At 60.5% G+C, this 19,608-nt stretch carries 17 protein-coding genes; 9 read left to right on the top strand and 8 right to left on the bottom strand.

The annotated features are described in order from the left end of the window. Positions 1 to 48 precede the first annotated feature (48 nt). Together D882_RS0111145 and D882_RS0111140 are read right to left on the bottom strand one after the other, a co-directional pair. Positions 49 to 1,332 (bottom strand): Zn-dependent hydrolase, encoded by a 1,284-nt coding sequence (locus D882_RS0111145; protein ID WP_027923315.1) that lies wholly within the window; start codon positions 1,330 to 1,332, stop codon positions 49 to 51. A 151-nt stretch (positions 1,333 to 1,483) separates the two neighbouring features. Continuing rightward, positions 1,484 to 2,968: an NCS1 family nucleobase:cation symporter-1 gene (locus D882_RS0111140; protein WP_027923314.1), complete on the bottom strand. Its 1,485-nt coding sequence runs from the start codon at positions 2,966 to 2,968 to the stop codon at positions 1,484 to 1,486. A 541-nt stretch (positions 2,969 to 3,509) separates the two neighbouring features. Between D882_RS0111140 and hydA the strand changes: the two genes are divergently transcribed. The 3 genes from hydA (at position 3,510) to preA (ending at position 7,747) form a co-directional block, all read left to right on the top strand. After that, positions 3,510 to 4,949, top strand: coding sequence for a dihydropyrimidinase (gene hydA, locus D882_RS0111135; RefSeq protein WP_027923313.1), 1,440 nt, complete (start codon positions 3,510 to 3,512; stop codon positions 4,947 to 4,949). Positions 4,950 to 5,104: 155 nt separating this feature from the next. Next, positions 5,105 to 6,472 (top strand): NAD(P)-dependent oxidoreductase, encoded by a 1,368-nt coding sequence (locus D882_RS0111130; RefSeq protein WP_027923312.1) that lies wholly within the window; start codon positions 5,105 to 5,107, stop codon positions 6,470 to 6,472. Then, positions 6,473 to 7,747: an NAD-dependent dihydropyrimidine dehydrogenase subunit PreA gene (gene preA, locus D882_RS0111125; protein WP_027923311.1), complete on the top strand. Its 1,275-nt coding sequence runs from the start codon at positions 6,473 to 6,475 to the stop codon at positions 7,745 to 7,747. A 114-nt stretch (positions 7,748 to 7,861) separates the two neighbouring features. On the opposite strand, the gene D882_RS0111120 is transcribed toward preA, so the two are convergent. Continuing rightward, entirely contained in the window at positions 7,862 to 8,482 is a 621-nt protein-coding gene (locus D882_RS0111120) for a TetR/AcrR family transcriptional regulator (protein WP_027923310.1), read from the bottom strand. Positions 8,483 to 8,620: 138 nt separating this feature from the next. On the opposite strand from D882_RS0111120, the gene copC reads away from it, so the two are divergent. From copC to D882_RS0111090, 6 genes are all read left to right on the top strand, one after another. Beyond that, positions 8,621 to 8,983 carry a copper homeostasis periplasmic binding protein CopC gene (copC, locus tag D882_RS0111115; protein ID WP_027923309.1) on the top strand — a complete coding sequence of 121 codons (363 nt, stop codon included), beginning with the start codon at positions 8,621 to 8,623 and terminating at the stop codon, positions 8,981 to 8,983. Between the two features lie 3 nt (positions 8,984 to 8,986). After that, a complete protein-coding gene (gene copD, locus D882_RS0111110) occupies positions 8,987 to 9,847 on the top strand; it encodes a copper homeostasis membrane protein CopD (protein WP_027923308.1) in 861 nt (286 codons plus the stop codon). A 157-nt stretch (positions 9,848 to 10,004) separates the two neighbouring features. Then, on the top strand, positions 10,005 to 11,303 hold the full coding sequence (locus tag D882_RS0111105; protein ID WP_027923307.1) for an OprD family porin: 1,299 nt from the start codon (positions 10,005 to 10,007) through the stop codon (positions 11,301 to 11,303). A gap of 246 nt (positions 11,304 to 11,549) precedes the next feature. Further along, complete coding sequence (locus tag D882_RS0111100; protein ID WP_027923306.1) at positions 11,550 to 12,371, top strand: NAD(P)-dependent oxidoreductase; 822 nt, start codon at positions 11,550 to 11,552, stop codon at positions 12,369 to 12,371. A 35-nt stretch (positions 12,372 to 12,406) separates the two neighbouring features. Beyond that, on the top strand, positions 12,407 to 13,297 hold the full coding sequence (locus D882_RS0111095) for an SMP-30/gluconolactonase/LRE family protein (RefSeq protein ID WP_027923305.1): 891 nt from the start codon (positions 12,407 to 12,409) through the stop codon (positions 13,295 to 13,297). 177 nt (positions 13,298 to 13,474) lie between these two features. Further along, positions 13,475 to 14,347: an aldose 1-epimerase gene (locus D882_RS0111090; RefSeq protein WP_027923304.1), complete on the top strand. Its 873-nt coding sequence runs from the start codon at positions 13,475 to 13,477 to the stop codon at positions 14,345 to 14,347. Positions 14,348 to 14,352: 5 nt separating this feature from the next. Here the strand turns inward: D882_RS0111090 and D882_RS0111085 are convergent, their stop codons facing one another. The 5 genes from D882_RS0111085 to pqqC all read right to left on the bottom strand — a co-directional run bounded on the left by D882_RS0111085 (position 14,353) and on the right by pqqC (position 19,561). Beyond that, the gene (locus tag D882_RS0111085) at positions 14,353 to 16,080 is read right to left on the bottom strand and encodes a NahK/ErcS family hybrid sensor histidine kinase/response regulator (RefSeq protein ID WP_027923303.1); all 1,728 of its coding nucleotides are present in this window, start codon (positions 16,078 to 16,080) and stop codon (positions 14,353 to 14,355) included. After that, complete coding sequence (gene ercA / locus D882_RS0111080) at positions 16,064 to 17,227, bottom strand: alcohol dehydrogenase-like regulatory protein ErcA (RefSeq protein WP_027923302.1); 1,164 nt, start codon at positions 17,225 to 17,227, stop codon at positions 16,064 to 16,066. Before ercA ends, D882_RS0111085 begins: the two co-directional genes overlap by 17 nt. A gap of 192 nt (positions 17,228 to 17,419) precedes the next feature. Continuing rightward, complete coding sequence (gene pqqE, locus D882_RS0111075; RefSeq protein ID WP_027923301.1) at positions 17,420 to 18,562, bottom strand: pyrroloquinoline quinone biosynthesis protein PqqE; 1,143 nt, start codon at positions 18,560 to 18,562, stop codon at positions 17,420 to 17,422. Then, complete coding sequence (gene pqqD, locus D882_RS0111070) at positions 18,540 to 18,812, bottom strand: pyrroloquinoline quinone biosynthesis peptide chaperone PqqD (protein WP_027923300.1); 273 nt, start codon at positions 18,810 to 18,812, stop codon at positions 18,540 to 18,542. Before pqqD ends, pqqE begins: the two co-directional genes overlap by 23 nt. Continuing rightward, positions 18,809 to 19,561 (bottom strand): pyrroloquinoline-quinone synthase PqqC, encoded by a 753-nt coding sequence (gene pqqC / locus D882_RS0111065; RefSeq protein WP_027923299.1) that lies wholly within the window; start codon positions 19,559 to 19,561, stop codon positions 18,809 to 18,811. Before pqqC ends, pqqD begins: the two co-directional genes overlap by 4 nt. Positions 19,562 to 19,608 lie beyond the last annotated feature (47 nt).

The raw sequence follows: 19,608 nt of genomic DNA, 5'->3' as shown, positions 1-19,608 counted from the left end.
ATTGGGGTTTGTGACGTGCGCTGATTTTTTCAGCGCACGTCAGGTGTTTCAGGCCGCCAGTTCACCGCTGGCAATCGCCGCCGACGCCGCCAGCATCGCCCGCAACAACACCGCACACCCCGCCGCCAAATCATCCGGCGCGGCGTTTTCGATTTCGTTGTGGCTGATACCGCCTTCGCACGGCACGAAGATCATCCCGGCGGGACCGAGTTCGGCGAGGAAGATTGCGTCGTGCCCCGCTCCGCTGACGATGTCCATGTGCGACAAGCCCAGGCCTTGAGCGGCGTTGCGTACCGCGTCGACGCAGCCTGGGTCGAAGTACAGCGGCGGGAAGTCTGCCGTGGGGGTGAGTTCGAAGGTCAGGCCGTGTTCATCGCAGGTGGTTTCGATGACGTGGCGGACTTCGGCGATCATCGAGTCCAGGCGTGCCGGCTCCAGGTGACGGAAGTCGAGGGTCATGCGCACTTCGCCGGGGATGACGTTGCGTGAGCCGGGGTAGGCTTGCAGGCAGCCGACGGTTCCGCAGGCGTGGGGTTGGTGGCCGAGCGCGGCGCGGTTGACCGCACCGACGATCACGGCGGCACCGACCAGGGCGTCCTTGCGCAGGTGCATCGGGGTCGGGCCGGCGTGGGCTTCGACGCCGCGCAGTTTGAGGTCAAACCACTTCTGGCCGAGCGCGCCCATCACCACGCCGATGGTTTTGTGTTCGTCTTCGAGGATGGGGCCTTGCTCGATGTGGGCTTCAAAATAAGCGCCGACCGCATGCCCGCTGACCTGACGCGGACCGGCGTAACCAATGGCGTTGAGTGCCTGGCCCACGGTAATGCCTTCGGCGTCGACCTTGGCCAGGGTTTCCTCGAGGGTGAATTTTTCGGCGAAGACCCCGGAGCCCATCATGCACGGGGCGAAGCGCGAGCCTTCTTCGTTGGTCCAGACCACGACTTCCAGCGGCGCTTCGGTTTCGATGTTCAGGTCGTTGAGGGTGCGCAGCACTTCGACGCCGGCCAGCACGCCGAAGCAGCCATCGAACTTGCCGCCGGTGGGCTGGGTGTCGATGTGGCTGCCGGTCATGACTGGTGGCAGGCTCGGGTTGCGGCCCGGACGGCGGGCGAAGATGTTGCCGACGGCGTCGACGCTGACGGTGCAGCCGGCCTCTTCACACCAGTTGACGAAAATGTCGCGGGCCTGGCGGTCGAGGTCCGTCAGGGCCAGGCGGCAGACGCCGCCCTTGACCGTGGCGCCGAGTTTGGCGAGCTCCATGAGGGATTGCCACAGGCGGTCGCGGTTGATGTGCTGATGGGTGGATTGCAGAACGTCTACGGCTGCGTTCATGGTGATCTCCTCAGGCAGTTGTTGTAGGTTATTCAGGTATTTTCTGGGTGTTCTTAAGGCCGCCATCGCGGGCAAGCCTGGCTCCTACAGGGAATTTTCAGTGCTCACAAAAAACCAGTGGGAGCGAGCTTGCTCGCGATGGGGCCATCACTTACACCGCAGATTTCGCCACGGATGGGCTAGGCCGCAACGAGCACAACCCGTAATAAATCACCCCGCCCAACGCCGAGCCGGTAAACCAGCCGTAGCTGTAGAACCAGCTGAACGCATCGCTGCCCAGCGACAACAGCGTCAATACCACCGGCACACCGAACGCGATAAAACCGAACCAGTTCCACGCCGGGTACACGTCATCGCGATATAACCCGGCCAGATCCAGTTGCTGTTTCTTGATCAGGAAATAGTCCACCACCATGATTCCGGCAATCGGCCCGAGCAAGCTGGAATACCCCAGCAGCCAGTTCGAATAGACCGTTTCCAGGCTCAGGTCCGAAACAATCAACCCAAGTTTTTTCAGCAGTTCATGCGCCATCAACACCAGCCCCACCACCCCGGTGAGCAACACCGCTTTGGTACGGTTGATCAACTTGGGCGCGACGTTCTGGAAATCGTTGGTCGGCGAGACGATATTGGCCGCGGTGTTGGTGGACAGCGTGGCGATGATGATCAGTGCCATGGCCAGCGCCACCCAGACCGGGCTCTGGATATGCCCGATCAGCGTCACCGGGTCGGAGACGGTCACGCCCACCAGTTTCACCGACGCGGCGGTCATGACCACACCCAGCGAGGCGAACAGGAACATGGTCAGCGGCAGGCCGATAATCTGCCCGATGATCTGGTCTTTCTGGCTTTTGGCGTAACGGCTGAAGTCCGGGATGTTCAACGACAAGGTGGCCCAGAAACCGACCATCGCGGTCAGGCCGGCGGCGAAGTAACCCGCCACGCTCGCGCCCTCAGGACGCTTGGCCGGGATCGCCAGCAACTCGGTCATCGACACATTCGGCAGCGCCCACACCAGCAAACCCGCACCGACCAAAATCAACAGCGGCGCGGACAGGGTTTCCAGCCACTTGATCGACTCGGCGCCGCGAATCACCACCCACAGGTTCAGCGCCCAGAACACCATAAAACCGATGACTTCACCGGTGCCGCCCAACGACTTCCAGCCCTCGAACACCGAGCCCAGGAACAGGTGAATGGCCAACCCGCCGAACATCGTTTGAATCCCGAACCAGCCACACGCCACCAGGGCGCGGATCAGACAGGGAATGTTGGAACCGAGAACGCCAAAGCTGGAACGCAGCAACACCGGAAACGGAATGCCGTATTTGGTGCCGGGGAAAGCGTTCAGTGTCAGCGGGATCAGCACGATGATGTTGGCAAACAGGATCGCCAGCAGCGCCTCACCCACGGTCAGCCCGAAATACGCCGTGAGCACGCCGCCCAGGGTGTAGGTCGGCACACAAATCGCCATGCCGATCCACAGCGCGGTGATGTGCCATTTGTTCCAGGTTCGCTCATGCAGCTTGGTCGGTGCCATGTCGTGGTTGTAACGGGGACTGTCGAGAACGTCGCTACCGGCTTCGAGTTCATACAAGCCGTTACGCTCGGTCACTTGCGATCTGATCTGTTGCATGGCCGCTCCACTGTTCTTTGAATTATTTTTTGCTCATCAAGCAGCCGGGGCATCAATAAACGTGCCGGGCCACTCGATTACGCATCGGGCAGTTCCATAAAACGTTACAACCAACTGTTTTTATTCATATATCCGGCAAGTCCCGGACGGTATGCCTGTTCACTCAGGCTGCTTGCCAGCCACGTTGTCCGAACCGTCAGGACTCAAACTGGTGCATCAAACTTTTTTGAAACGTTGCGCATCAACCATAGACCATCTTCAAGCGGCTGATTTCACATAGAAAATCTCGTCTATTTTTGGAACCTGTCAAGTGCGTCAAAATGGTGAGAAGCCTCACCATTTTGGTGAATTATTGATTTAATCGTTATTAATCAATTATTTAAAACAGTCATAAGCTTATAAAAAATATTCTTGCTGAATTCATAAACTCAGACTAGCTTCAATTCCTGACAGCACTGACAGGAATACACCTGTTGGCGACAGTTTCATATAAAACACCTAGAACCGGCATAAGCCGGTCATTGCCTGCGAGGAACTCGGAATGTCTCTGTTGATCCGTGGCGCCACCGTTGTTACCCATGATGAAAGTTATCGCGCCGACGTCTATTGCGCCGACGGCGTGATCAAAGCCATTGGCGATAATCTTGATGTTCCGGCAGGTGCCGAAGTGCTCGACGGCAGCGGCCAGTACCTGATGCCCGGCGGCATCGATCCGCACACGCACATGCAATTGCCCTTCATGGGCACCGTGGCCAGCGAAGACTTTTTCAGTGGCACGGCGGCGGGACTGGCCGGTGGTACCACGTCGATCATTGACTTCGTGATTCCCAATCCACAGCAATCGCTGATGGAAGCGTTTCACCAGTGGCGCGGCTGGGCCGAGAAGTCGGCGTCGGATTACGGCTTCCATGTCGCGATCACCTGGTGGAGCGAGCAGGTGCGCGAGGAGATGGCGGAGCTGGTCAACCACCACGGGGTCAACAGCTTCAAGCACTTCATGGCGTACAAAAACGCGATCATGGCCGCCGACGACACGCTGGTGGCGAGTTTTGAGCGTTGCCTGGAATTGGGTGCGGTGCCCACTGTGCATGCCGAAAATGGCGAACTGGTCTATCACCTGCAACGCAAGTTGATGGCGCAGGGCATCACCGGACCGGAAGCGCATCCACTGTCGCGTCCGTCGCAGGTTGAAGGCGAAGCCGCCAGTCGGGCGATCCGCATTGCCGAGACGTTGGGCACGCCGCTGTACCTGGTGCATGTCTCGACCAAAGAAGCCCTCGACGAAATCACCTACGCCCGCAGCAAGGGTCAACAAGTCTACGGCGAAGTGCTGGCCGGGCATCTGCTGCTGGACGACAGCGTTTACCAACACCCGGACTGGCAGACCGCCGCCGGTTACGTGATGAGCCCGCCCTTCCGTCCTCGCGGCCATCAAGAGGCACTGTGGCATGGCTTGCAGTCCGGCAATCTGCACACCACCGCGACCGACCATTGCTGCTTCTGCGCCGAACAAAAAGCCGCCGGCCGCGACGACTTCAGCAAAATCCCCAACGGCACCGCCGGTATCGAAGACCGCATGGCGGTGCTCTGGCATGAAGGGGTCAACACCGGGCGCCTGTCGATGCAGCACTTCGTGGCGCTGACGTCCACCAACACCGCGAAGATCTTCAACCTCTACCCACGCAAAGGCGCGATTCGGGTCGGTGCCGATGCCGACCTGGTGCTGTGGGACCCGGAAGGCACGCGGACGATTTCAGCCAAAACCCATCACCAGCAGGTCGACTTCAACATCTTTGAAGGCAAGACCGTGCGCGGCGTGCCGAGCCACACCGTCAGCCAGGGCCGCGTGGTCTGGGCCGATGGCGACTTGCGCGCCGAGCGGGGGGCGGGGCGGTATGTCGAACGGCCGGCGTATCCGGCGGTGTTTGATTTGCTGAGCAAGCGGGCTGAGTTGAACAGGCCTACTGCTGTGAAACGCTGAAAGCGGCCTTCAGCCTATCGCGGGCAAGCCACGCACCCACAGGGGAATGCATTTCAAATGTGGGAGCGTGGCTTGCCCGCGATGGCGGCAGCCCTGACAACAAAAAAACCAATGCCCGACAGAGGCAGCACCTCCATCACCGTGAGGCCACTACCGTGATCAAGACCCTGAACCACCTTCCGCATCCTTACGAGAATGCCGCCGCCCTCGCCGGCCATTTCACCGACCTGGCGCCGCCGCTCAACGACCGCCAGGCCCATCTGGAAGCCTCGCGTTGCCTGTATTGCTACGACGCGCCCTGCGTGAACGCCTGTCCCAGCGAGATCGACATCCCGTCTTTCATCCGCAATATCCATCAGGAAAACGTTCAGGGCGCCGCGCAGAAAATCCTCTCGGCGAACATCCTCGGTGGCAGTTGCGCTCGGGTGTGCCCGACGGAAATCCTTTGTCAGCAAGCCTGCGTGCGCAACAACGACCATGAATGCGCACCGGTCTTGATCGGCTTGCTGCAACGCTACGCCGTCGACAACGCGCACTTCAGCGAACACCCTTTCTCGCGTGCGCCCTCAACCGGCAAACGCATCGCCGTGGTCGGGGCCGGCCCGGCCGGTTTGTCCTGTGCGCACCGCAGCGCCATGCACGGCCATGACGTGGTGATTTTCGAAGCCCGGGAAAAGGCCGGTGGCCTCAACGAATACGGGATTGCCAAGTACAAACTGGTGGATGACTACGCGCAGAAGGAGCTGGAGTTCCTGCTGCAAATCGGTGGCATCGAAATCCGCCACGGGCAAAAGCTCGGCGACAACTTGAGCCTCAGCGACTTGCATCAACAATTCGACGCGGTGTTTCTCGGCCTCGGCCTGAATGCCAGCAAACAACTCGGCCTGGCCCACGAAGAGGCGCCCGGTTTGATCGCGGCGACCGATTACATTCGCGAACTGCGCCAGGCCGATGACCTGACTCAACTGCCGCTGGCGGACCACTGCATCGTCCTCGGCGCCGGCAACACCGCCATCGACATGGCCGTGCAAATGGCCCGTCTCGGCGCTCGCGATGTGAATCTGGTGTACCGCCGTGGCGTGGAAGACATGGGCGCCACCGGTCACGAACAGGACATCGCCAAGGCCAATCAAGTGCGTTTACTGACATGGGCGCAGCCGGAAGAAGTGCTGCTCGACGACCAAGGCAAGGTGCGCGGCATGCGCTTCGCCCGCACCCATCTGGTGGAGGGTCGCCTGCAAACCACCGGGCAAACCTTCGAACTGGCCGCTGACGCCATCTTCAAAGCCATCGGCCAGGCCTTTGACGGCAGCGCCCTCGCCGACCCGCTGGCCCGTGAGCTCAAGCGTCAGGGCGAGCGGATTGAAGTGGACGAACAGCTGCGCACCAGCATCCCCGGCGTGTATGCCGGCGGCGACTGCACCAGCCTCGATCAGGACCTCACCGTGCAAGCGGTGCAACACGGCAAACGCGCCGCCGAGGCGATCAACGCTCAACTGATGCTCAACGTGGAGGCTGCGTAAATGGCCGATCTCTCGATTGTCTTCGCCGGCATCAAAGCCCCCAATCCGTTCTGGCTGGCCTCCGCGCCACCGACCGACAAGGCCTACAACGTGGTCCGTGCCTTCGAGGCCGGTTGGGGTGGCGTGGTCTGGAAAACCCTGGGTGAAGACCCGGCGGCGGTCAACGTGTCATCGCGCTACTCGGCGCATTTCGGCGCCAACCGTGAGGTGGTGGGTTTCAACAATATCGAGCTGATCACTGACCGCTCGCTGGAGATCAATCTGCGGGAAATTACTCAGGTCAAAAAGGACTGGCCGGACCGCGCGCTGATCGTTTCACTGATGGTGCCCTGCGTCGAAGAATCCTGGAAATTCATCCTGCCACTGGTAGAAGCCACCGGCGCCGACGGCATCGAACTGAACTTCGGCTGTCCCCACGGCATGCCGGAACGCGGCATGGGCGCGGCGGTCGGCCAGGTGCCGGAGTACGTCGAACAGGTGACCCGCTGGTGCAAGACGTATTGCTCGCTGCCGGTGATCGTCAAGCTCACGCCGAACATCACCGACATCCGCGTCGCCGCCCGCGCGGCCCATCGCGGGGGCGCAGATGCGGTGTCGCTGATCAACACCATCAACTCGATCACCAGCGTGAATCTGGAGCGCATGGTCGCCAACCCGGTCGTGGGTAACCAAAGCACTCATGGCGGTTATTGCGGCTCGGCGGTCAAGCCGATTGCGCTGAACATGGTCGCCGAAATCGCCCGTGACCCGCAGACCCAGGGCCTGCCGATCTCTGGCATTGGCGGCATTGGCAGTTGGCGCGATGCGGCGGAATTCATTGCGTTGGGCAGCGGTTCGGTGCAGGTATGTACGGCGGCGATGCTGCACGGTTTCAGGATTGTCGAGGAAATGAAGGACGGTCTGTCACGCTGGATGGACAGTCAGGGCTACGCCAGCATTTCGGAATTTTCCGGGCGGGCGGTGGGCAACACCACGGACTGGAAGTACCTCGATATCAACTATCAGGTGATCGCCAAGATTGATCAGGAGGCGTGCATCGGGTGTGGTCGCTGTCACATTGCTTGCGAGGATACGTCGCACCAGGCGATTGCCAGCGTGAAGCAGGCGGACGGGACGCATCAGTATTCAGTGATTGATGAGGAGTGTGTGGGCTGCAACCTGTGCCAGATCACCTGCCCGGTGCAGGACTGCATCGAGATGGTGCCGATGGACACGGGCAAGCCGTTTCTGGATTGGAATCATGATCCGAGGAATCCGTACCATGTAGCGGTCTGAGATTTGCTGAGCCTGAACTGGCCCCATCGCGAGCAGGCTCACTCCTACAGTTGAAATGCGTTCCAAGGTAAGAGTGAGCCTGCTCGGGATGGGGCCGGCAGCATCACCACAGGCTCAAGGCTCCAACCCGATCCCCCGCAAAATCACGCTGGTCACCGTCTGCACCGCCCGCTCGAACTGCATGTCCGACAGCGGCTGGTGATCATTCAAGATATTCACCTGATGATCAAAGTCCGCATAGTGCTGGGTCGACGCCCAGATCATGTACAGCAGGCTCGAAGGCTCCACCGGCAGGATGCGTTTGTCATCCACCCACTGACGGATTTTCGCTTCTTTCATCTTCGCCCAGTCATACAGGCTGGCGTCCAGCGCCTCACCGAGTGTCGGCGCGCCGTGGATGATTTCGTTGGCCCAGACTTTCGACCCGTAAGGCCGGCTGCGTGAGTGGTTCATCTTGGCGCGGATGTAGCTGCTGAGTACCACGCGCGGATCGTCGAACATCTCGAAGCACAACGCGTCCTGCTTCCACACTTCCAGCAGATCGAACAGCACGGCGCTGTACAGCTCGGTCTTGGTGCTGAAGTAGTAATGGAGGTTGGAGCGTGGCAGTTGCACTTCGGCAGCGATGTCGGCCATGGCGGTGCCGCCAAAGCCTTTTTCGGCGAAGACCTTTTCCGCCCCCAGCAGAATTTTCTCGACGTTACTGCGACGAATCCCGATCTTGTGATTGCCCATGAGGGCTCCCTGACGCCAGCGTTGACCAAGACTAGCATCCGGCTCCACGTCAGGGCGACAGGCTAAAACGAAACTTCGACACTCAGCTGTCGGCGGGTAAACTGGCGCCACTTCGAACCTGCCTCAGAGGTATTCACGATGCTCAAGAAAGCCCTGGTCACCACCGCCCTCCTCGGCTCGCTGCTGGCCGCTTCATCGGTGTGGGCTCACGCCCATCTCAAAGGCCAGACCCCGGCCGCCGACAGCACCGTGAGCGCGCCAGCGGAGTTGCGCCTGGAGTTTTCCGAAGGCGTTGAAGCGACCTTCACCAAGGTCACGCTCACCAAGGACGGCGCCGCAGTGCCGGTGAAGAGTCTCGCCACCGAAGGCAGTGACAAGAAAACCCTGGTCGTTACGCCTGCCGCACCGCTGACCGCAGGCACCTATAAAGTCGAGTGGCACGCGGTGTCCGTCGACACCCACAAAAGCGAAGGCGCCTACAGCTTCAACGTTGGCCAGTAATTCATGACGAGCGCGATGGTGCTGTGTCGCTTTGTGCATTTCACCATGGTGCTGATGCTGTTCGGGGCGTGGGTGTTTCGGCCCTTGCTGCTCAATGGCAACGCTGAGCACCTTGATCGCAAGCTGGCGTTGACCAGTCGCTGGCTGGCCGCCGTGGCATTGGCCAGCGGCGTTGCCTGGTTGCTGCTGATCACCGCGAGCATGGCCGGAGCATGGGAAGCGGCATTCGATCCGTCGACCCTGCACCTGGTGTTGGGCAACACGTTTTTTGGCCAGGTTTGGCGCTGGCACTTGTTGCTCAATGGGATGCTGGTGGCGTTGCTGATGAGCCCTTGGCGGGCCAACAAGCCGCTGCGAATCGGCCTCGCCAGCCTGTTGCTGGCGACCCTCGCACCGGTCGGTCACGGCGCCATGCTGGACGGGCTCAATGGCCAGTTGTTGATGCTCAATCAAGTCGTTCACCTGACCTGCGTGGGTGCCTGGCTCGGTGGTTTGATGCTGTTGGTGATGATCTTGCGTCAACCGGCAGAGCAGCCCGTCAAAGCGATATTGCAGCGCTTTAGTGGTGTCGGTTACGCCTTGGTGGCGGGGCTGCTGATCACCGGGTTGATCAATGTTCGGGTCCTGACCGGAGTGTTCTGGCCGACGCCGTTGTTCACTGGTTTTGCGTTGATCCTGTTGATGAAGGTGGCGCTGATTGCGGCGATGCTCGGTTTGGCGCTGTTCAATCGCCTGCGCATCAACGATTGCGAGCAGCGTCTGTCGACACTCAAAACCAGTGTAATCCTCGAATGGATGCTGGGGATGGGTGCAGTCGCAGCAGTGTCCCTCCTCGGCACCCTGCCCCCCATGATCTCCAGCTGAGCCCTCCCACAGGTTTTTCGGCGTCCTGACCCATGGCACCATGTCATCGTACAACTTCTGATTGACAAGCCCTCAAACCCTCGCAAATAATCGCCGCCAATGTTGTACGACGACGTATAACAAAAATAAAAACAACAAGAAGTCTGGGAGCGTTACTGTGAGCAAGCTCGTCCGCAATTCGTCCGCCTGCACCCCACATCCGATGTTCAAACGCCGTCATACCCTGGGCCTCATTGGTTGCAGCGGCCTGGCCCTCGCCCTGCCGATGGCCGGCCATGCCGAAGGTTTCACCGACGACGCCAAGGCCACGCTGAACCTGCGCAACGCCTACTTCAACCGCAACTACACCAACCCGGCGTATCCGCAGGGCAAGGCTGAAGAGTGGACGCAAAACTTCATCCTCGACGCCAAATCCGGTTTCACCCAGGGCACCGTCGGGTTCGGCCTGGATGTGCTGGGACTGTACTCGGTCAAGCTCGATGGCGGTAAAGGCACCGGCGGTACCCAACTGCTGCCGCTGGACCATGATGGCCGCCCGGCGGACACCTTCGGTCGCACCGACGTAGCGTTCAAGACCCGCCTGTCGAAGACCGAGTTGAAGATCGGTGACTGGATGCCGGTGCTACCGATCCTGCGCTCCGATGATGGTCGTTCCCTGCCGCAAACCTTCCGCGGTGGCCAGGTGACGTCCAGCGAGATCAGCGGTCTGACGCTGTATGGCGGCCAGTTCCAGAAAAACAGCCCGCGCAATGACTCGAGCATGGAAGACATGTTCATGAACGGTAAATCCGCGTCCATTACTTCAGATCGTTTCAACTTCGGCGGCGGCGAATACACGTTCAACGACAAACACACCCAGATCGGCGTCTGGTACGACGAGCTCAGCGACATCTACCAGCAACAGTATTTCAACCTGAACCACACCCAACCGCTTGGCGACTGGACCCTCGGCGCCAACCTTGGTTACTTCATCGGTAAGGAAAACGGCAGCGCCCTGGCCGGCGATCTCGACAACAAAACCGCGTTCGCCCTGCTCTCGGCCAAATACGGCGGCAACACCTTCTACGTCGGCCTGCAAAAACTCACCGGTGACGATCAATGGATGCGCGTCAACGGGACCAGCGGCGGCACCCTGGCCAACGACAGCTACAACTCCAGCTACGATAACGCCAAGGAAAAATCCTGGCAGGTGCGTCACGACTACAACTTCGTCGCCCTCGGCGTTCCTGGCCTGACCCTGATGAACCGCTACATCAGCGGTGATAACGTGCACACCGGGAAGATCACCGACGGCGAAGAATGGGGCCGTGAATCCGAACTGGCCTACACCGTACAGAGCGGGCCGTTGAAAAACCTCAACGTGAAATGGCGCAACGCGAGCATTCGCAAGAGCTTCAGCACCAACGAGTTCGATGAGAACCGCATTTTCATCAACTACCCGATTTCGCTGTTGTAACACCGACCCTGTGGGAGCGAGCTTGCTCGCGATAGCTATCTTTCAATCAGCACTTTGGTTGACTGATCCACCGCCATCGCGAGCAGGCTCACTCCTGCAAGGATGGTTTTCCGATCAGGAATTGACCCTCCGTCCATTTCAACCAACGTCGCGTTGACAAGACCCGGAGACCCTTACGATACTTCAGCAAAGTCGTACGACAACCTACAACGACTCAATAACAACAACTGTTTGTCCAGGATTCCCATGACTACTACGACCACCCGCCTCCCTTTCAATCGCCTGCTGCTGACCGGTGCCGCCGGTGGCCTGGGTAAAGTCTTGCGCGAAACCCTGCGCCCCTATGCCAATGTGATTCGCCTGTCGGACATCGTCGACCTCGCTCCGGCGATTGATGACCGCGAAGAAATCGTGCCGTGCGATCTGGCAGACAAGCAAGCCGTGCATCAATTGGTCGAAGGCGTGGATGCGATCCTGCACTTTGGCGGTGTGTCGACCGAGCACTCATTCGAGCAGATCCTCGGCGCCAATATCTGCGGCGTGTTCCACATCTACGAAGCCGCGCGCCGCCACGGTGTGAAGCGCGTGATCTTCGCCAGCTCCAACCACGTCATCGGTTTCTACAAGCAAGACCAGGTCATCGACGCACACTCCCCACGTCGTCCGGACAGCTACTACGGTTTGTCCAAGTCCTACGGCGAAGACATGGCCAGTTTTTACTTCGATCGCTACGGCATCGAGACCGTCAGCGTGCGTATCGGCTCATCGTTCCCGGAACCGCAAAACCGCCGCATGATGAGCACGTGGTTGAGCTTCGGCGACCTGACCCAATTGCTGGAATGCGCCTTGTACGCCCCGAACGTCGGCCACACCGTGGTGTATGGCGTGTCCGACAACAAGCACGTTTGGTGGGACAACCGTTTCGCATCCGGCCTGGGTTATCAACCACAGGACAACTCCGAAGTATTCCGCGAAAAAATCGAGACCCAACCGATGCCGGCCGCTGATGACCCGGCGATGGTTTACCAAGGTGGTGCGTTTGTCGCGTCGGGCCCGTTCGGCGACTGACCCCCAACAACAAAAAACCAAGGGAATGAGTGGCCATGCAAGCCGAATTGATTGTCGATGCCCGAAACGCTGTCGGTGAATGCCCGGTGTGGGTCCCCGAGGAAAACGCCCTGTACTGGGTCGATATTCCTGCCGGCGCCCTGCAACGCTGGAGTGCCGCCAGCGGACACGTCGATACGTGGACCGCGCCGGAAATGCTCGCGTGCATCACCCGCCACCGTGACGGTGGCTGGGTAGCCGGGATGGAAAGCGGCTTTTTCCATCTGCACCCGCACACCGACGGCAGCCTCGACTGTCAATTGCTCGCCCACGTCGACCACGCCCGCACGGACATGCGCCTGAACGATGGTCGTTGCGACCGTCAGGGGCGTTTCTGGGCGGGCAGCATGGTGTTGAACATGGGCGCCAACGCGGCTGACGGCACGCTTTACCGCTACAGCGCCGGTCAACGAGGGCCGCTGGAGGCACAACTCGGCGGGTTTATCGTTCCAAACGGCCTGGGTTTCAGCCCGGATGGGCGGACGATGTACCTGTCCGACTCGCATCCCCTCGTTCAGAAAATCTGGGCCTTTGACTACGACATCGACAGCGGCACGCCGTCCAATCGGCGGCTGTTTGTCGACATGAACCAGTTCCCCGGTCGCCCTGACGGTGCGGCGGTGGATGCCGACGGTTGCTACTGGATCTGCGGTAATGACGCCGGGTTGATTCACCGCTTTACCCCTGACGGCCGACTGGATCGCTCCCTCGCCGTCCCGGTGAAGAAACCCAGCATGTGCGCCTTCGGTGGCAGCCGCCTGGACACGCTGTTTGTGACCTCGATTCGCCCCGGTGACGACCAAGATGAGCAGTCCCTGGCCGGTGGCGTGTTTGCCCTCGATCCGGGTGTTACCGGGTTGCCGGAACCGCTGTTCAATGTTCCCTGACTGAATGAAGAAAATAAGCGCCTTCCCATGTGGCGAGGGAGCTTGCTCCCGCTGGGTCGCGCAGCGGCCCCGACAATCTTTCATTTGTATCGAGGCAGCTGTATTGGCGACTGCTTCGCAGCCGAGCGGGAGCAAGCTCCCTCGCCACAATGTCCCCATTGAGCCAGGCATTTCACAATGACAATGACGCTTCTCGAACTCGAAGACGAACTGACCCACCTCACCCTCGCCCCCGAGCTCGGCGGCAGCCTCGTCAACTGGACGGTTCGCAGCACCGGCCAACCGCTGCTCCGTCACACTGACGCCCATGCGCTGAACACCGGCCTGCCGGGCAAACTCGGCTGCTATCCCCTGGTGCCGTGGTCCAACCGCATCGCCGAGGGTGGTTTCGATTGCCCCGAGGGCTGGCTGGCGTTGACGCCCAACAGCCTCACCGATCCGCTGCCCATTCACGGCAGCGCCTGGCAGCAACCGTGGCAAGTGGTGTCGCAATCGGCCAACGAAGTGGTCCTGCAACTCGACAGCAGCACGCCGTTCGTCTATCGCGCCCGGCAGCGGTTTCATCTGTGCAAGGGCCAGTTGAGCATCGAATTACAGGTCACCCACCTGGCCGACCGCGCCGCGTGGCATGGCCTCAGTTTGCACCCCTACTGTCCGCGCACGTCGAACACGCAGCTACAGGCCAAGGCCGAGAAAGTCTGGTTATGCGATGGTTCGAAACTGCCAACCGAGTTGATCGAGTTGCCCACTGACTGGGATTTCCGTCAACCGCGCGCCTTACCCGCCTCCCTGGTCGACAACGGTTTCTGCCACTGGGACGGCCATTGCCTGATCCAGCAACCTGACCTCGGTTATGCGCTGGAATGCCAGGCCACCGGCAGCGATTACTACCTGCTCTACTGCCCGGTCGGTCTGGAGTTTTTCTGCATCGAACCGGTGAGCCATCCCGTCAACGCGCATCACCTGCCCGGCCGGCCAGGGTTACGGTTGCTGGAGCAAGGTCAGTCGGCGGAGCTTGGGTTCAGCCTGCAGTATCGCGCGCTCGGATAACGCCATTACCCGAGCATCTGACTCAGCGCCGCACGCAGCTTGCCGGGTTTCACCGGCTTGTTCAGCAGCGGCGCGCCGAGTCGCTGCAATGAGCGTCGACACTGATCCGTGCGGTCCGCCGTGATGATTACCGCCGGAATCACCTGGCCGTAATGCTCACGCAAATGCCTGACCACATCGCAGCCCACTACGCCATGATCGAGGTGATAGTCCGCCAGGATCAGTTCCGGCGCTTGCCCACGCAGCGCCGCCAGCGCCGAGGATTCATCCGTGGCCGTGACCACCTCGCACCCCCACTGCCCAAGCAGCGCGCTCATGCTCTCGAGAATGCTGACTTCGTTGTCCAGCACCAGCAGGCGTCGGCCCGGCAAGGGATTGCCCGTGGTCAACTGAGGCGCAGCCTGACTGATCGGCAGCGGCACCTCATGGGAAATCGGTACGTCGATGCTGAACATCGACCCTCGTCCCGGCACCGATTTAACCCCAATCCGATAACCGAGAATCTTGCCGATGCGCTCAACAATGGCCAGCCCCAACCCCACACCTTTGCGGTCGGCGGCGCGTCCGACGTCGAGTTGGTTGAACTCCAGGAAAATCGAATCCAGTCGGTCCGCGGCGATGCCACGCCCGGTGTCCCAGACCTCCAGGCGCAGCATCTCGCCGCGACGCCTTGCGCCCAGCAGGATGCTGCCCTCGTCGGTGTAGCGGCAGGCGTTACTGAGGAAGTTACGCAGGATGCGCGTCATCAGGCGCAGGTCGGTGCTGATGGCGTACTCGCCCACCTGCACGCGCAGGTTCAACCCTGCCGCTTCGGCGACCGACTGAAATTCGGACACCAGCGGCCCGAGCAATTCGTCGAGACGATAAAGGGCAACGTCGGGTTTGACCGCCGCCTGATCGAGCCGGGATATATCCAGCAAATCAGTGAGCAAATCTTCGGCCCCCTCCAGCGCCTGATGAGTACGCTCGACCAGGACCTGTTCAACGTCAGGCAGCTTTCGTTCACGCAGCGTCGAGATCAGCAAGCGCGCAGCGTTAAGCGGTTGCAGCAGGTCGTGACTGGCCGCCGCGAGGTATTTGTCCTTGCTGCGATTGGCGGCCTCAGCGGCGTCGCGGGCATCGCGCAAAGCCTCGGCGATCTGCTTGCGCTGGGTGATCTGCTGTTGCAGGTTGCGGTTGGCTTCCAATAATTCATCGGTGCGCGCGGCGACCCGTTGCTCCAGCTCATCGTTGAGTTGTTGTAAACGCTGCTGGGCTTGTTTGCGTTCGGTGATGTCGGCGACGAACCCCTCAACCAGGCCTTCCTGATCGGGCTTGAGCAACAGGTTCATCAAGACATCGAGGCTGCTGCCGTCCTTGCGCCGCAACTGGGTTTCATAGCCGTGCAGGCTGCGTTGATGCTTGAGGATTTCGCCGATGTTTTCCAGCTCACTGGCCCCGCCGACAAACAGGTTGCTCGCCAGGTCCGCCAGGGAAAACAGCACCTCTTGCGGGTCCTGATAGCCGAGCATGTGCGCCAACGCCGGGTTGGCGGCCCGCATGCCTTCGTGCAGGCTGGCCTGGAAAATCCCCTGGACCGCGTTTTCGAACAACCATTTGTAGCGATTGCGCTCGGCTTCCAGCTCGTCGAGCCGCGCGGCCAGTTCCGGGTAATGGCTCTTGCGCGCCGAATGGCTGCCTAACCCGAGTAACCCCGCCAGTGCCCGTTGCTGATCGTCAGAGGGCTTCGCCATAGACGACCTCGACATCACGCTGACTGGATTCGCGCGGATTGGTCAGGATGCACGGGTCGTGCATGGCGTGTTGCGACAGGAACGGAATGTCCGCCGTACTGACCCCGTGCAAGCCAAGGGTCTCGTGGAAGCCGATTGCGTGTTTGAGCGCAATCAGATGCTCCACCAGTCGCGCGCAGATCTGACGGTGGTTCAGGCCACGGCAATCGATGCCGAAGGTCTCGGCGATTACCTTGAAGCGATCCGGCGCCGAGCTGTAATTGAACGCCACCACATGTTCCACCAACACCGCGTTGCACAGGCCATGGGGCAGATCGAGGAACCCGCCCAGGCTGTGGGACATGGCGTGCACCGCGCCGAGAATCGCGTTGGAGAACGCCAGCCCGGCTTGCATGCTGCCCAACATGATCTTCTCGCGCAGGGCGATGTCTGTCGGGTTGGCAATCATTTGCACCAGGTTGCCGTTGATCAACCGCATCGCTTCCAGTGCATGGGGATCGGTCAGTGGCCCGTGGCCCGTGGAGACAAAGGCTTCGATGGCGTGCACCAACGCATCGATGCCGGTACACGCCGACAGGAACGGGTCCATGCTCAGGGTCGTTTCCGGGTCGATCAACGAGACGTCCGGCACCACTGCTTTGCTGACGATGGAGAACTTCATGCGTTCTTGCTGGTTGGAAATGATCACGAACTGCGACACATCAGCCGACGTGCCGGCGGTGGTCGGAATCAGGATCAGGGGCGGGCTGGGCACGCGGATGGTGTCCACGCCTTCGAATTCGAGAATGCTGCGTCCGTGAGCAACGACAATGCCGATGCCTTTGCCGCAATCCATCGGGCTGCCACCGCCGACGGCGACGATCACATCGCAATGGTTTTCCCGGTACAGCTCGGCGCCGAGCATCACTTCTTCGACCCGCGGATTGGGGGAGACATCGGCGTACAGGAAGTAATCGATACCCAAGGCTTGCAGGCTGGCCTCGACGTCGGCGACCCAACCGGCGGCAATCACCCCGGGGTCGCTGACCACCAGGACTTTGCGGGCACCGAAGGTCTTGGCGTAATTACCGACATTGTGCCGACAGCCGGCACCGAAGATGATTTCTGGAGACACGAACTTACGCAGCGGGCTGAGACTCTGGCTCATTGGAAAGCCTGTTTTTATTGTTTTGGAAGATAGAACCCACACTAAACCATCCGGCTGCGAATGCAATCAGACCAAAGAACACTGTGGGAGCGAGCTTGCTCGCGATGACGGAGTGTCAGCCAACAAAGATGCTGAATGTTAAACCGCTATCGCGAGCAGGCTCACTGCTACAAGGGATTGGTGTTGCCAGATTCATCCGCGGTAGATCAGCTGCGAAGCCTTTTCGTTGCGCAACGTCAGGTGTTCCATGCCCTGCCCCACGGCTTCGGCTTCTTCCCGGGCCTTGAGGATCACGCCATGGCGCGGCGACTTGCTGCACACCGGGTCGGCATTGGCGGCATCGCCGGTGAGCATGAACGCCTGGCAACGGCAGCCGCCCAGGTCCTTGTGCTTTTCATCGCACGAGCGGCACGGCTCCTTCATCCAGTCATCGCCACGAAAACGGTTGAAGCCAAACGAATCAGTCCAGATGTGCTCAATGCTGTGCTCTCGCACATTGGGAAACTGCACCGGCAACTGACGGGCGCTGTGGCAAGGCAGCGCGGTACCGTCCGGGGTGATGTCGAGAAACAGATTGGCCCAACCGTTCATGCAGGTTTTGGGGCGCTCTTCGTAATAGTCCGGGGTGACGAAGATCAGCTTGCACGGATGGCCCTGGGCCTCAAGCCGCGCGCGATACTCGTTGGTGATGCGCTCGGCGCGCTGTAGTTGCTCGCGGGTGGGCAGCAGGCCGACGCGATTGAGTTCGGCCCAGCCGTAGAATTGGCACGTGGCCAACTCGACAAAATCCGCTTCCAGCTCAAGACACAAGTCGATGATCTGTGCAATCTGATCAATGTTGTGCCGATGGGTGACGAAGTTCAGCACCATGGGATAACCCTGGGCTTTCACCGCGCGGGCCATGGCCAGTTTCTGGGCGAAGGCCTTGCGGGAGCCGGCGAGCATGTTATTGACCGCTTCGTCAGCCGCCTGAAAGCTGATCTGGATATGGTCCAGCCCGGCCACCTTGAAGTCGCGGACTTTCTGCTCGGTCAGGCCGATGCCCGAGGTGATCAGGTTGGTGTAGTAGCCCATGTCTCGCGCGGCTTTGATCAGTTCGGCCAGGTCCTGTCGCACCAATGGCTCACCGCCGGAAAACCCCAATTGCGCAGCCCCCATTTCGCGGGCCTCACGAAACACCCGAATCCACTCCTCGGTGCTCAGCTCCTCGCCATGCCGGGCAAAATCCAGCGGGTTGGAACAATACGGGCATTGCAGCGGGCAACGGTAGGTCAGCTCGGCCAACAGCCACAGCGGTGGGCCGACGGGTGAATCATTCAATCCAGAATTGCGCATGAGCCACCTCCAGGAATGCCAGCACATCCTCATCAATCCCTGGTACGCCGGGAAAGTTCGCGGTCAGTCGCTCTATGATCGCCGAGACACTGCGCCGGCCATTCACCAGATCGAGGATCTGCCCGGCGCTGGCGTTGAGTTTGATCATGCCTTCGGGGTACAGCAGCACGTGACAGTCCTGGCGGGGCTCCCATTGCAAACGAAAGCCCTGGCGCAACGACGGCAACCACCCGCGTTGGATCAGGCTCACAGGGCAATCCCCCGGTGCCAGACTTTATCGGCCGTGACGGTGTGATAAGGCGGACGCTCCAGCTCGTAGGCCATGCTCATGGCGTCGAGCATGCTCCACAGCACATCGAGTTTGAATTGCAGGATCTCGAGCATGCGTTGCTGCGCCTCGCGTGTGACGTAGTGCGCCAAGGTAATGCGCAAGCCGTGCTCCACATCGCGTCGGGCCTGACTCAAACGGTTGCGAAAATAGTCATAACCGGCAACGTCGATCCACGGGTAATGCGTCGGCCAAGCGTCGAGTCGGGACTGATGGATCTGCGGGGCGAACAGCTCGGTCAGCGAACTGCTCGCCGCTTCCTGCCAGCAGGCGCGACGGGCGAAATTGACATAGGCATCGACGGCGAACCTCACGCCAGGCAGCACCCGTTCCTGGGACAGAATCTGTTCGCGATCCAGCCCCACCGCTTCACCCAGACGCAGCCAGGCTTCGATGCCGCCTTCACTGCCGGGCACGCCGTCATGGTCGAGAATCCGTTGCAACCACTCACGGCGCACGTCGCGGTCCGGGCAGTTGGCGAGGATCGCGGCATCCTTGAGCGGAATGTTCACCTGGTAATAGAAGCGATTGGCGACCCAGCCCTGAATCTGCTCGCGGCTCGCGCGGCCGGCGTACATGGCTTGGTGAAACGGGTGATGGATGTGGTAGTAGGCGCCTTTGGCGCGCAGGGCGGCTTCGAATTCGGTGGGGGTCATTGCAGTGCCGGTCATTGCGGTTCTCCGATGGATTTGTGCTGCCGGGTCTGGCCTCATCGCGG

Origin of the sequence: Pseudomonas sp. URMO17WK12:I12 (genome assembly GCF_000514395.1) — a bacterium.
GTDB lineage: Bacteria > Pseudomonadota > Gammaproteobacteria > Pseudomonadales > Pseudomonadaceae > Aquipseudomonas > Aquipseudomonas mucoides.
This window is presented reverse-complemented; position numbering and strand designations above follow the sequence as displayed.